The 13,170-nt window shown below is 62.4% G+C and carries 16 protein-coding genes; 10 read left to right on the top strand and 6 right to left on the bottom strand.

Going from position 1 to position 13,170, the window contains the following annotated elements:
* Positions 1–63: 63 nt before the first annotated feature.
* Entirely contained in the window at positions 64–1,095 is a 1,032-nt protein-coding gene (locus ABFB52_RS14305) for an Ldh family oxidoreductase (protein WP_085745801.1), read from the top strand.
* A gap of 55 nt (positions 1,096–1,150) precedes the next feature.
* On the opposite strand, the gene ABFB52_RS14310 is transcribed toward ABFB52_RS14305, so the two are convergent.
* On the bottom strand, positions 1,151–1,468 hold the full coding sequence (locus ABFB52_RS14310; RefSeq protein ID WP_016982860.1) for a DUF883 family protein: 318 nt from the start codon (positions 1,466–1,468) through the stop codon (positions 1,151–1,153).
* Between the two features lie 153 nt (positions 1,469–1,621).
* On the opposite strand from ABFB52_RS14310, the gene ABFB52_RS14315 reads away from it, so the two are divergent.
* Positions 1,622–1,876, top strand: coding sequence for a hypothetical protein (locus ABFB52_RS14315; RefSeq protein WP_007957535.1), 255 nt, complete (start codon positions 1,622–1,624; stop codon positions 1,874–1,876).
* Here ABFB52_RS14315 and ABFB52_RS14320 read toward each other — a convergent pair whose 3' ends face one another.
* Positions 1,877–2,791, bottom strand: a complete 915-nt coding sequence (locus ABFB52_RS14320; RefSeq protein WP_129972778.1) for a LysR family transcriptional regulator — start codon at positions 2,789–2,791, stop codon at positions 1,877–1,879.
* Positions 2,792–2,875: 84 nt separating this feature from the next.
* Between ABFB52_RS14320 and ABFB52_RS14325 the strand changes: the two genes are divergently transcribed.
* Entirely contained in the window at positions 2,876–3,799 is a 924-nt protein-coding gene (locus tag ABFB52_RS14325) for a carbon-nitrogen hydrolase family protein (protein ID WP_129972777.1), read from the top strand.
* Here the strand turns inward: ABFB52_RS14325 and ABFB52_RS14330 are convergent.
* The 4 genes from ABFB52_RS14330 to ABFB52_RS14345 form a co-directional block, all read right to left on the bottom strand.
* Positions 3,789–4,346 (bottom strand): GNAT family N-acetyltransferase, encoded by a 558-nt coding sequence (locus ABFB52_RS14330; protein ID WP_129972776.1) that lies wholly within the window; start codon positions 4,344–4,346, stop codon positions 3,789–3,791. The genes ABFB52_RS14325 and ABFB52_RS14330 overlap by 11 nt on opposite strands.
* 52 nt (positions 4,347–4,398) lie before the next feature.
* Positions 4,399–4,872 carry an LEA type 2 family protein gene (locus ABFB52_RS14335; RefSeq protein WP_129972775.1) on the bottom strand — a complete coding sequence of 158 codons (474 nt, stop codon included), beginning with the start codon at positions 4,870–4,872 and terminating at the stop codon, positions 4,399–4,401.
* A 70-nt stretch (positions 4,873–4,942) separates the two neighbouring features.
* The gene (locus tag ABFB52_RS14340; RefSeq protein ID WP_129972774.1) at positions 4,943–6,409 is read right to left on the bottom strand and encodes a nucleobase:cation symporter-2 family protein; all 1,467 of its coding nucleotides are present in this window, start codon (positions 6,407–6,409) and stop codon (positions 4,943–4,945) included.
* Between the two features lie 142 nt (positions 6,410–6,551).
* Complete coding sequence (locus ABFB52_RS14345) at positions 6,552–7,451, bottom strand: LysR family transcriptional regulator (RefSeq protein ID WP_129972773.1); 900 nt, start codon at positions 7,449–7,451, stop codon at positions 6,552–6,554.
* A gap of 99 nt (positions 7,452–7,550) precedes the next feature.
* Here ABFB52_RS14345 and ABFB52_RS14350 point away from each other — a divergent pair, with 99 nt between their 5' ends.
* The 7 genes from ABFB52_RS14350 to ABFB52_RS14380 all read left to right on the top strand — a co-directional run bounded on the left by ABFB52_RS14350 (position 7,551) and on the right by ABFB52_RS14380 (position 13,162).
* Entirely contained in the window at positions 7,551–8,642 is a 1,092-nt protein-coding gene (locus tag ABFB52_RS14350; protein WP_129972772.1) for a polyamine ABC transporter substrate-binding protein, read from the top strand.
* Positions 8,643–8,668: 26 nt separating this feature from the next.
* Positions 8,669–9,628: an agmatinase gene (gene speB / locus ABFB52_RS14355; RefSeq protein WP_064381781.1), complete on the top strand. Its 960-nt coding sequence runs from the start codon at positions 8,669–8,671 to the stop codon at positions 9,626–9,628.
* Between the two features lie 88 nt (positions 9,629–9,716).
* Positions 9,717–10,433 carry a YafY family protein gene (locus ABFB52_RS14360; protein WP_102718022.1) on the top strand — a complete coding sequence of 239 codons (717 nt, stop codon included), beginning with the start codon at positions 9,717–9,719 and terminating at the stop codon, positions 10,431–10,433.
* A 51-nt stretch (positions 10,434–10,484) separates the two neighbouring features.
* Complete coding sequence (locus ABFB52_RS14365; RefSeq protein ID WP_064596354.1) at positions 10,485–10,826, top strand: nuclear transport factor 2 family protein; 342 nt, start codon at positions 10,485–10,487, stop codon at positions 10,824–10,826.
* 22 nt (positions 10,827–10,848) lie between these two features.
* Positions 10,849–11,967, top strand: coding sequence for a cell division protein ZapE (zapE, locus tag ABFB52_RS14370; RefSeq protein WP_129972771.1), 1,119 nt, complete (start codon positions 10,849–10,851; stop codon positions 11,965–11,967).
* Positions 11,968–11,984: 17 nt separating this feature from the next.
* Entirely contained in the window at positions 11,985–12,566 is a 582-nt protein-coding gene (locus ABFB52_RS14375) for a DinB family protein (protein WP_129972770.1), read from the top strand.
* Positions 12,567–12,664: 98 nt separating this feature from the next.
* Entirely contained in the window at positions 12,665–13,162 is a 498-nt protein-coding gene (locus ABFB52_RS14380; protein ID WP_085745791.1) for a GNAT family N-acetyltransferase, read from the top strand.
* Positions 13,163–13,170: the final 8 nt, after the last annotated feature.

Raw genomic sequence — 13,170 nt, forward strand, 5'->3', positions numbered from 1 at the left:
TTAATCCTCAGGCGGGTTGTTCGTTCGCTGTTGTTCCCTCCAATAATTACTCTGGAGCTTCAGATGTCTGCGCCACACGATCATGCGGTCTCGTCCACGGTATCTCTGGACGAGCTGACTCAATTGCTGGAAAGGATTTTCACCCGTCACGGCACCTCCGCCGAAGTCGCCAGAACGCTGGCCGCCAATTGCGCGAATGCCGAGCGGGACGGTGCGCACAGTCACGGCGTATTCCGGATCCCCGGTTATGTCTCGACGCTCAACAGCGGCTGGGTCAACGGCAAGGCTGTTCCGAAAGTCGAGGATGTGGCTTCAGGATTCGTCAGCGTCGATGCCGGCAACGGTTTTGCCCAGCCTGCGCTGGCGGCGGCACGTGCGCTGCTGGTGGAAAAGGCCCGCAGTGCCGGGATCGCGGTGTTGGCGATCCGCAATTCCCATCACTTTGCCGCGCTGTGGCCGGACGTCGAGCCTTTCGCCGATGAAGGCCTGGTAGCGTTGAGCGTCGTCAACAGCATGACCTGCGTGGTGCCCCACGGTGCCGACCGGCCATTGTTCGGCACCAACCCGATTGCCTTTGCCGCGCCACGGGCTGACGGTGCGCCGATCGTGTTCGACCTGGCCACCAGCGCCATCGCCCATGGCGACGTGCAGATCGCCGCGCGCAAGGGCGAGAAGCTGCCGGCGGGCATGGGTGTCGACAGCCTCGGCCAGCCGACCTGCGACCCGAAAGCGATTCTGGAAGGCGGCGCATTGCTGCCGTTTGGCGGGCACAAAGGCTCGGCGCTGTCGATGATGGTCGAGCTGCTGGCCGCCGCGCTGACCGGCGGCAATTTCTCGTTCGAGTTCGACTGGAAGAACCATCCGGGGGCCAAGACCCCGTGGACCGGTCAGTTGCTGATCGTGATCGACCCAAGCAAGACTGCCGGGCAAAGCTTTGCCGAACGCAGTCAGGAACTTGTGCGGCAGATGCACAGCGTGGGGCTCAAGCGCTTGCCGGGTGATCGGCGGCATTTGCAGCGGGCCAAGTCACTGGCCAAAGGAATCGAACTGGATCAACAGACCCTGTCGCAGTTGCGTGAACTGGCCGGCGAATGAGTGTGTGCCGGGCATGAAAAAGGCGAGCCCGAGGGCTCGCCTTTTTTGTTCGCGCTCAGCGGCGACCGAGCAGCAATCCGACCACCAGACCGAACCCGGCGGAAATCGCCACGGTCTGCCACGGATGACCGCCGATGTAGCTCTCGGTGGCGTCCACCGCCGGTTTGGTGCGGTCGCGCACGCTGGATACCGAATCCAGTGCCTGCTGCAATTTCAGGGCGATTTGTCCGCGCAGGGTTTCCGCTTCCTCGCCGACCAGTGAAGCACTGCTCTTGAGCAGTTTGTCCGACTCTTCGATCAGAGCCTGAAGTTCGCTGAACGCTTGATCCTTGATTTGGTCTTCAGCGGCTTGAACGGCGCTTTTGCGGGCCATTGGGTGACTCCTTGCAGGTGAATGGACAGTGAACAATGGAGTGTGGCGCGACTTGAAAAGTTGCAGCGATTTTCCATCCGGAGCAAAAACCAGCGTCAGAGGTTTCCGTCCAGAGTGTAAGATGTCGCCATTTCATGCAGCAGGTAATTCCCGATGAGTTTCAATCTGGCCGACAAATCCCTCGCAGAGCGCGCCGCGCTGGAAGATGAAAAATCCCGACTGTTCGAACTCTGGCAGAACAATCTGGGCAAAGCCAAGGGCGAAGCCGCGCGGTTGTTCGGCGAGCGCTCCAAGCGCAAGGGCAAATGGGCCGAGTTCGTGCGCGCCGAACTGGACGGCATGTCGCCACCGGAGTTCGCCAACATGGTACGCAGTGAAGTCAATCGCCTGATGGCGGCCAACAAGTAATCACTTGGCCCTGAAACTGGCGCCAATCGCTTCGCGCACCGTCAGCACCACCGGATCGATCTGGGTGCTGGTGCGCCAGCCCAGTTCGATCGGGTAGCGCGGCAGCGCCAGCGGGCAGGGCAGCAGGGCCAGCCCGCTCATTGAAGCAATGGCCTGCGCGGCGTGGGTCGGAATGGTCGCCACCGCATCGCTGCCCTTGAGCAGATGGGGCAACGCCGCAAAATGCGTGGTCGAGGCGCAGACCCGGCGACTGCGGCCCAGCGCCGCCAGCCCTTCATCGGTGATCCCGATAAAACCGCCCGACGACACCAGAAGGTGCTCGCGGGTGACGAACTCCTCCAGATCGATCTGCTGCTGACCCGGCGCCAGGCTCGCCGGATCCACCAGACACGCGTAACCCCCTTCACCCAACACCTGACGGCTGAGCAGCCGTTCGGCGAACCCGCCGGCGGTGATCGCCAGGTCGATGCTGCGCTCCATCAGCGCCCGGGCGACGATCTGGCTGTGGGTCTGGCGGAAAATCAACCGCAGCTTCGGTGCGCGGCGGGCGATTTCCTCGATCAGCCGGCGGCCATAGGCGATTTCGAAATCGTCCGAGAGGCCCACGGTGACCGAGCGTCCTTCGTAGTGATTGGCCGTCGGGTCGACCATGGCCAGGCTTTGCCGACACTTGTTCAGCGCATCGCTGACCACCGGTTTCAACTGATTGGCCTTGAGCGTCGGCGCCAGTCCCCGGCCGGTGCGCACGAACAATTGATCGCCATACACCTCGCGCAACCGCCGTAAGGCCGCGCTGACCGCTGACTGGGTCACGCCCAGGCGCAACGCCGCGCGGCTGGCGCTGGACTCTTCATGCAGGGCTTCAAAGACTTTCAGCAGGTTGAGGTCGACGGTTGCGATATTCATCTGGCTCATATCATTCAGCAGTGGATCGGTCTTTATTCATGATCCCGTGGCGCCGGAGAATGAGCAACACCTGAACTTCACGGAGTGACCGCCATGCCCAAATCAATCGTTGCCGCCCTGCAGATCGGCGCCTTGCCCGGTGGCAAGGCTGAGACCCTGGAACAGATCCTGAGCTGGGAAACCGCGATCATCGAATCCGGCGCCGCGTTGGTGGTGATGCCCGAAGCGTTGCTCGGCGGTTACCCGAAGGGCGAGGGCTTCGGCACGCAATTGGGTTACCGCTTGCCGGAAGGCCGCGAGGCCTACGCCCGTTACTTCGCCAACGCTATCGATGTGCCCGGTGCGGAAACCGAAGCGCTGGCCGGTCTGTCGGCACGCACCGGGGCCAATCTGGTGATAGGCGTGATCGAACGGGCCGGCAGCACCTTGCACTGCACCGCGCTGTATTTCGACCCGCAGGCAGGACTCGTGGCCAAACACCGCAAGCTGATGCCTACCGGCACCGAACGGCTGATCTGGGGCAAGGGCGACGGTTCGACACTGCCGGTGCTCGACACTCAGGTCGGCAAACTCGGCGCCGTGATCTGCTGGGAAAACATGATGCCGCTGCTGCGCACGGCGATGTACGCCAAAGGCATCGAGGTCTGGTGCGCGCCGACCGTGGACGAGCGCGAGATGTGGCAGGTGAGCATGCGCCACATCGCCCACGAAGGGCGCTGCTTTGTGGTCAGCGCCTGTCAGGTGCAGGCCTCACCGAATGAACTGGGCGTAGAGATCGCCAATTGGCCGGCGGACCGGCCGCTGATTGCCGGTGGCAGCGTGATCGTCGGGCCGATGGGCGACGTGCTGGCCGGGCCGTTGCGCGGCGAGGCCGGGCTGCTCACCGCCGAAATCGATACCGCAGAACTGGTGCGCGCCCGCTACGACTACGACGTGGTCGGCCACTACGCGCGGCCGGATGTGTTCGAGTTGAGCGTCGATGAGCGGGCCAAGCCAGGCGTGCGTTTCACGGTTTGACGGATTGTCGGCGCCGCCATTCTTCGCGGGTGATTTCCCAGATTTCCCGTGGGAAGCGGCCGCCGACGAAGTCGTCCTCATCGGTGCGAATCAAGCGCATGCCAGCGCGTTCCGAGAGCTTTCGCGAACCAAGGTTCGGTGCGGCTTTCGGCACGCGCATCAACGGTTGATCGAGGGTTTCGAACCAGTACCGGGTCACGGCTTCGCTGGCTTCGGTCATGAAGCCCTGACCCTGCCAGGCCGGGGCGAGCCAGAACCCACGGTGGTTGTCCGGCTCGTCCATCAGGCTGATGTTGCCGATCAATTGCTCTGGCGCCGATTTTAGGCGAATCGTCCAGTGCCACTCTTTGCCCGCTGCAATGGCAGGCAGCGCAATGTCACGCAGGTAGGTGAGGGCGCCGTCGTCCGGATAAGGCCAGGGCACGAAGACGTTCAGATAACGCACCACTTCCCAGTGGGGGAATTGCTGCTGGATGGCCTCGGCGTCCGCCAGTTCAAGTGGACGCAAGATCAGTCGTTCGGTGTACAGCGTGGGGATGTCTTCCATAAACCTGCGGCTTCCATGTTTCTGATAGTAAACGCTGCAGGCTACCGCATCTTTACCAGGTTGCGGCACTGGCTCGAGGCAGACGCAGCTTGCCGGTGTCGACAAAACGCATCGTGCCAAACAACCCGCCCGCAAGTTTGCCGCGCAGCACATAGGGCAGGTTGTCGAGGGTTTGCGTCTGGCTCAGGCCCAAGGTCTGGCGCAGCACCGAGAACGCGGAAATGCTCACCGGGACGCTGACGATGGTTTCGGAGAACCGTGGAATCGAGCCGCTCTGATCGCTAACCCCCGACGCCAGGGAGTGGCCGTTGACCTCCAGATCCAGCGCGATGCCGTTGTAGTCGATGGGCGTTTCGTTGGGGTTCTGCACCCGCAGCTTGATCGCGAAGCGCACTTCCAGATCCTGGCTCGGCAGCGGTTCGAGGCCGACCACGTTGATGTTCACCGGGTCGCGGTTGGGAAACAGCGCGCAGGCGCTGAGGGAGAGCAGAAGCAGGGACAGGATGACGGCATGGAGGCGGCGCATTGATGCTCTCTCATTGAAAAAGGGCTGAACCGTCGCCGGTATCAGCCCTTTTTTCATCGAGCGGACAGGATCAACGGTTCAACTGTGCGACAGCGACCGTTGATGCGGGTTCAGCTTTGGCCGGCAGGTCGGGGTTTTCCATGACCTGAAGGATAGAGGCTTCCGGGTCGAAGTCATCTTCTTCCAGTTCGATGAATTCTTCCGGCAGGAAGATATTCAGCACGATGGCACACAGTGCACCGACGGTAATCGGCGATTCGAAGATGTTGCGCAGCGCCTGCGGCAGTTCGCGCAGCACTTCCGGCACGGCGGCGATGCCCAGGCCCATGCCGACTGAAATCGCCACGATCAGCATGTTGCGCCGATGCAGGCCGGCCTCGGCGAGGATCTTGATCCCGGCCACGGCTACGGTGCCGAACATCACCAGCTCTGCGCCGCCGAGCACCGGTTTCGGCATCAGTTGCAGCACCGCGCCGATCATCGGGAATAGCCCCAGCAACACCAGCAGGCCGGCGATGAAGAACGCCACGTAACGGCTGGCGACGCCGGTGAGCTGGATCACCCCGTTGTTCTGGGCGAAAGTCACCATCGGCATGCTGTTGAAAACCGCCGCCATGGCCGAGTTGAGGCCATCGGCGAGCAGCCCGGACTTGATTCGGCGGATGTACAGCGGGCCCTTGACCGGTTGCCGGGAAATCATCGAGTTGGCAGTCAGGTCACCGGCCGCTTCCAGCGGCGACACCAGGAAAATCACCGCCACCGGCACGAACGCCACCCAGTCGAAGTTGAAACCGTATTTGAACGGCACCGGCACGCTGACCACCGGCACTTGCGGCAGATTGGCGAAATCCACGGTGCCCATCAGCCACGCCACCACGTAGCCGAGGGTCAGGCCGATGACAATCGCCCCCAGGCGCAGGAATGGCACATCAACCCGGTTCAACACCACGATGGTGCCCAGCACCAGCGCTGCCAGGAATACATGGCTGGCCGCGCCCAGGTCCGCCGCGCCGAAGCCGCCGGCAATGTCGGTCATCGCCACTTTGATCAGCGACAGGCCCATCAGGGTGATGATGGTGCCGGTAACCACCGGGGTGATCAGCATGCGCAACTTGCCGATAAACTGGCTCAGCACCACTTCGATGAATGCGGCGAAGAAGCACACGCCGAAGATCGTCGAGAGGATTTCATCGGTGCCGCCGCCCCGGGCCTTGACCATGAAACCGGCGCTGAGAATCACGCTGATAAAGGAAAAACTGGTGCCTTGCAGGCACAGCAGCCCCGAACCGACCGGGCCGAAGCGCTTGGCCTGAACGAAGGTGCCGAGGCCCGAGACGAACAGCGCCATGCTGATCAGGTACGGGATTTCACTTTGCAGGCCGAGGGCACCGCCCATGATCAGGGTCGGGGTGATGATGCCGACGAAGCTGGCCAGCACGTGTTGCAGGGCGGCAAACACCGTTGCGGTGAAGTGCGGACGGTCGTTGAGGCCGTAGATCAGATCGTTGTTGCGCGGGGCTTTTTCAGAGACGGTCATGGTGGTTTGCGTGCCGCAATGCGGGGCCGGGTCGGAAAATGGGTGCGCAGGATGCCGTAAGCGGGAGGCGAGGGCAACGCATGATCGTTCCCACGCTCTGCGTGGGAATGCAGCCGGGGACGCTCCGCGTTCCAAAAAATGATCAGGTTCGACCAAAGGCTGACAGCAGATCTTCTTCAAAAGCCTTCTGTGCATCGCCGGGCACCTGCGCCCGATGGCGGGCCAAGTGGAACGCCACGTCAAAGCTCAACTCGCCTTCGCGCACCGGTCGCAGCAGGCCCTTGTCCTGCCATTGGCGGGCGTAATGGTTGGGCAGATAACCGACGTGCTTGCCGGAGAGAATGAAGGCGAGGGTGCCTTCGACCTGTTCCGAGCGCGCCGAGCAGACCTTGCCCTGAAACGGCTCGTCACTGCGCAGGAACCGGTAGGGATGATCGACCCGGTCGCAGGCCTGCAACGCGGCGTCATCGGGCGCCTCGTCGGTAAACAGCGGATGGCCGGGCGCGCAGTACAGATGCTGGGTTTCGCTGAACAGTTCACGGTAGTCGAACGCGCTCTGCACCTGGGAGAAGTAACCGATGGCCAAATCCAGCCGCTGTTGCAGCAGCAGGCGCTCCATTTCGCCGGGCATGGCGCTGATCAGCTCGATACGCACTGATTCGTCCCGCTCGCGAAACCGCCGGATCGCATCCGCCACTCGTTGCAGCACCGACTGATCGACCGCTTCCGACAGACCCAGCCGCACTTCACCGATCAATCGTCCGGCGACGCCGTTGGATTGATGGCGGAAGGTTTCGATCGAATCGAACAGCGCCCGGGCGGCAATCAACAGCTGTTCGCCCTTGGGCGTCAGGCTGAAACCGGCCTTGCCACGGTTGCACACCCGATAGCCGAGACGGGTTTCAAGCTTGGCCATTTGCTGGCTGATGCTCGACTGGCTCAGGCCCAGTTCACCTTGAGCAGCACTGAAACCATTGGATTCGACCACGCCGAGAAACAGCCGCAGAAGCTGAAGATCGACATCGTGGAGCTGACCGAGCATCACATTACTCCGGGATAAAGTCAGGTTAACAAACTTGATATTTCTCGAATGTATCCGACGGCGCATCCTGCCACCACTTCCTTCGGTCAGGTGTTCGTCATGGCTCCCGTCTTCAAGCTGTGTTTGCCCGCTTTGTTGCTTACCGTCTCCATCGCCGCCCAGGCCGAAGAGAAAACCCTCAATCTCTACAGCTGGGCCGATTACGTGGCGCCTGAAACCTTGCAGCGCTTCGAAAAGGAAACCGGCATCCACGTGCGCTACGACACTTTTGATACCTCCGAGGTGCTGGAAACCAAGCTGCTTACGGGCGGCAGTGGCTATGACGTGGTGGTGCCATCGTCCAGCGTGTTGGCCCGTGGTTTGGCCGCCGGCGCGCTGAAGGAAATCCCTCACGAAGGGCTTAAGGGTTACGCCAATCTCGATCCGGATCTGCTGGAAAAACTGGCGGCGGTCGATCCCGGCAACCGCTACGGCGTGCCTTACACCTGGGGCACCCTCGGCCTGGGCATGAACGTCGAGGCAGTCCAACAGCGGCTGCCGGACGTGCCGCTCAACAGCCTCGATCTGCTGTTCAAGCCGGAATATGCCAGCAAACTCAAGGATTGCGGGATTGCGATTCTCGACTCGCCTCAGGAAGTGATCGGCCTGGCGCTGCACTATCTCGGTAAAGATCCCTACAGCACCGACAAGACCGATCTGGCCGCCGCCGAAGCCTTGTTGCAGAAGTTGCAGCCCTCGGTGCTGTACGTCGCCACCGGCCGGCAGATCAACGATCTGGCCAACGGCAGCGTCTGCCTGGCGCTGACCTACAACGGTGACGCGAGCATGGCCGCCGATCAGGCGCGCAAGGCCAACAAGCCGTTTGAGGTCGCTTACCGGATTCCCAAGGAAGGCACGCTGGTGTGGCAGGACAACCTCGCCATCCCCAAAGACGCGCCGCACCCCGAAGCCGCACGCACCTTCATCGAATTCATGTTGCGCCCCGAATCCGTGGCGGCGCTGACCAATACGCTGTTCTTCGCCACCGCCAACCAGGCCGCCACGCCGCTTGTGGACGAAGCGGTGCGCAACGATCCGGACATTTTCCCGAAACCCGAAGTGCGCGAGCGGCTGTACGCCGACCACAGCATGAGCCTCAAGGACATGCGCCAGCGCACACGCCTGTGGACCACCTTCCGTAGCCGCCAATAGCCCTTCATAACAACAGGAACACACCGATGGACGTGCCCATGCAAAACGATCAGGCCCTGACCCGTGACAGCCTTTACGGCACTGCTGCCGAAAGCACCTACGCCGGGATCACCAGTTTCATGCGCCGGCGCTACAGCCGTGACCTGCGCGGCGTGGACGTGGCGGTCAGCGGTGTGCCGTTCGACACCGCCACCAGCAACCGTCCCGGCGCGCGTTTCGGGCCGCGCGGAATTCGTGCGGCTTCCACCGGGATTGCCTGGGAACGGCACTGGCCGTGGGCGTTCGACCCGTTCGATCATCTGGCGGTGATCGATTACGGCGATTGCGACTTCGATTACGGCTCGCCGCACACCATTCCGGAAAGCATCGAGGCCCACGCCGAGCACATCCTCAGCTCTGGCAGCGCCATGCTCACCTTTGGTGGCGACCACTTCATCAGTTACCCGCTGCTCAAGGCCCATGCGCGCAAGCACGGCACGCTGTCGCTGATCCACTTCGATGCACACAGCGACACCTGGCCGGACGAGGGTGGCAAGCGGGTCGATCACGGCACCATGTTCTGGCACGCCGCGCGGGAAGGGCTGGTGGATCCGGCGCGTTCGGTGCAGATCGGTTTGCGCACCACCAACGACGATCATCAGGGTTTTCAGGTGCTGGACGCGCGGCAGGTGCATCGCCGTGGTTGTGAGGCGATCGTCGAGGCCATTCGTGCGCGAGTCGGGGATAACCCGGTGTACCTGACGTTCGACATCGATTGCCTGGATCCGGCCTTTGCACCGGGCACCGGTACGCCGGTTTGCGGCGGCCTGAGCACGGTGCAGGCGCTGGAGATCCTTGGCGGCCTGCGCGGGATCAATCTGGTGGGCATGGACGTGGTGGAAGTGGCCCCGGCCTATGACCACGCGGACGTGACGTCGCTGGCGGCGGCAACCCTGGCCATGGAGATGCTTTGCCTGTATGCGGCCCGGCACAAAGTCGACGCGTGATCCCCTCCGAGTCTGGTGAAAGCTCCTGACAATTTCTGACACTAGGCTCTGCTAAGCTCCGGCAAATTTTTGCCCGGAGCCTCACACCGTGTCGCGAACCACACGCCTGTTGACCCTGTTGCAAGTGCTGCGTGGCAAGAAGCGCCCGGTGACCGCGGCAACGCTGGCCTGCGAGCTGGAAATCTCCGAACGCACGCTCTATCGCGACATCGCCGAACTGACCGCACTCGGCGCGCCGATCCATGGCGAGGCGGGCATCGGTTACGTATTGCGCAGCGGTCTGTTTCTGCCGCCGCTGATGCTCAACGCCGACGAGACCGAAGCCATCGTGCTGGGCCTGCGTTATGTCGATCAGCGTGGCGACGAGGTGCTGAGCAAGGCTGCGGCGGATGCGCTGGCGAAAATCGCTGCGGTGCTGGACCCGCAGGCCCAGGAAGCGCTGCGCAACCCGACCGTCATGCCCGGGCCGCCGGGTTACGGTTTTCCGCAAAACGCGGTGCCGTTGAACGTTTTCCGTCACGCGATCCGCGATCAGTCCAAGCTGCACATCGATTACGCCGATGCGCAGCAGGTGCAGAGCCAGCGCTTGATCTGGCCACTGGCGCTGGGTTTTCTCAATGAGGTGCGGATCATCGTGGCGTGGTGTGAATTGCGCGGCGCCTATCGCACCTTTCGCACCGACCGGATTGCCGCGGCGAGCCTGCAGGGCGAGCGCTATCCGGGGCGGCGCAGCGACCTGTTGCGCACCTGGCAGCGGCAGATGCAACTGGACGAAAATGGCCGTTTCACTCCTGACAGGAATTGACGCAGGGCTGTTCTAGGATGGCGACAGAACCCGAAAAAAGGAGCTGTAATCATGTTCCACCCCACCTCGATCCTCGCCCCGGCCATCGTTGAATACATCAACGCCGCCAATGCTCGCGATACGTCCCGGGTCGGCAGTTTTTTTGCCGAGGATGCCCATGTGTTCGATGAAGGCCATCATCAGGTCGGCCCGCAGGCCATCGCCGACTGGATGCAAGACACCGCCCAGCGCTATCAGCCACGGGTCGAAGTACTCGGCGTCCAGCAGCGCACCGGCAAGGTGCTGGTGCAAGGGCTGATCTCCGGAACGTTCCCCGGCAGTCCGCTGGAGCTGCGCTACACGTTCCGGCTCAACGAACAGGGCAAAATCGCTCGGCTGGATATTTCCCTGTAGCCATCGTGGCATACTGCCGCGCATGACTTTCGACTCCCCTTTGAGCGCCTGGCAATACGCCGTCGACCACAAGGGCTTCATCCAGGATGAAGCCCAGGAACACGCGGTCTGGGCCTTGCAAAAATGCCATGAAGCCCTGCACGCCGGTGCCCGTTCGGTCACCGGCGTTTACCTGTGGGGCCCGGTCGGACGCGGCAAGACCTGGCTGATGGACCAGTTTCATCAGAGCTTGCGGGTGCCGGCGCGGCGGCAGCACTTTCATCACTTCATGGGCTGGGTGCACCAGCGTTCCTTTCAGTTGACCGGGATCGCCGACCCATTGCGGGCCCTGGCCCGTGAGTTGGCGGCCGAGGTGCGGGTGTTGTGTTTCGATGAACTGTTCGTCAATGACATCGGTGACGCGATCATTCTCGGACGACTGTTTCAGGTGATGTTCGATGAAGGTGTGGTGGTGGTCTGCACCTCCAACCTGCCGCCGGATCAGCTGTATGCCGACGGCTTCAACCGCGATCGCTTCCTGCCGGCAATCACCGCGATCAAGCAGCACATGCAAGTGGTCGCGGTGAATGGCGCCGACGATCACCGCTTGCATCCCGGCGCTGTCGAACAACGCTATTGGGTCGCCTCTGCAGGGCAGGGTAGCGAGCTAAGTCAGGTGTTCGACGCATTGGCCGCCGGGCAGACCGTCAGTGCCGAACCGGTGCCGGTCGGTTACCGTGCTTTGAACGTGGTACAGGCCGGCGATTCGGTGCTGTGGTGCCGCTATGCCGATCTGTGCGAGCAACCGTTCGCCGCCATGGACTTCATCGCGCTGTGCGACACCTACCGGGCTATCCTGTTGAGCGAGGTGCCGAACCTCAGCGCGAAAAAGCGCGAAGGGCGGATTGCCCGTGGCACCGAGGACGGCGCGGAACGGGTAGTGGCCGGCGATCGCGAATTGCCGCAGTTGTCGGTGCACGACGACGGCGTGCGCCGGTTCATCGCGCTGGTCGACGAGTGCTACGACCGCAAGGTGCCGCTGTACATTGAGGCCGAAGTGCCGATGGACGCGCTGTACACCGAGGGCTACCTGGAATTCCCGTTCCGCCGGACCCTCAGCCGCTTGCAGGAGATGCAGCTGCAACGCTTCGCCGAAACCTGAAACACGGAGGGCGCGACATGACTCAGCCACTGTCCCACCATTTGCTGACCATGGCTTATCAGAACGCCTGGGCCAACCATCGACTGGCCAAGGCCTGGAGCCAGCTCGACGACACGGAGCTGGCGGCGCCACGGGTCAGTTTCTTCCCGAGCATCCGCCTGACCCTCAATCACATCCTGACCTGCGACTGGTTCTACGTCGATGCGCTGGAGCGCGAGTTGCGCGGTGACGAACCGCATCCCGATTGCTACGTGTTCTTCAACGCTGACGAACCCTTCACCGATGCGCAGGCCTTGCGGCATGAGCAGGCGCATGTCGACCGTCGGCTGATCGCCTACTGCGAGCAACTGCGCGATGCCGATCTGGGGCGCATCGTCACCATCGCCCGCGACACGCCGCAACACGACAGTCGTCTGCGGATGATTTCCCACCTTTTCGAGCATCAGATCCATCATCGTGGCCAGGTCCACGCGATGCTCAGCGGCACCTCGGTGAAACCGCCGCAACTGGACGAGTTTTTCTGTGCCGGCGAATCCGGTCTGCGAGCCGAGGATTTCGCCGAGCTGGGCTGGACTGAAGAACTCATCTGGGGCCACTGATTACGTCGGGTTGTGGCCGGGGCCTGCCTCGCGCTAAGGTCGCCGAGCCTATCAGTGTGTATCAAACGCGCCGGGGCCCCGTGCGATCGAGGAAGGAAATGGATTCCGCAGAAATTCTTGTGCTTCAAGCCAGTTACACCAACCCGGTGCATGCCGAGGCCATCGGTGTGGTGCTCAATCATTACGCCGAAGACCCGATGGGCGGCGGCCATCCCATTGCCCCCGAACTGTTGCAGCAACTGCCCGCCGAACTGGCCAAGCGGCCCCACGCGTTCAGCGTCCTGGCGTTCGTCGGTGGCGAGCCGGCGGGGCTGGTGAACTGCTTTGAAGGGTTTTCCACGTTTGCCTGTAAACCATTGGTCAACGTGCACGATGTGTCGGTGGTGACCAAGTTTCGCGGTCTGGGGTTGAGCCAGAAAATGCTGCGCAAGGTCGAGGAAATAGCCCGTCAGCGCGGTTGCTGCAAGATCACTCTGGAAGTACTTGAAGGCAATGCCGTGGCGCAAAACTCCTACGCCAAGTTCGGCTTCGCGCCGGGCATGTTCGACCCCAGTCACGGGCGCATGCTGTTCTGGATCAAGGATCTGCAGGCATAAAAAAAGGC

Source organism: Pseudomonas sp. 9.2(2024) (assembly GCF_039695385.1).
Classification (GTDB): domain Bacteria; phylum Pseudomonadota; class Gammaproteobacteria; order Pseudomonadales; family Pseudomonadaceae; genus Aquipseudomonas; species Aquipseudomonas paraglycinae.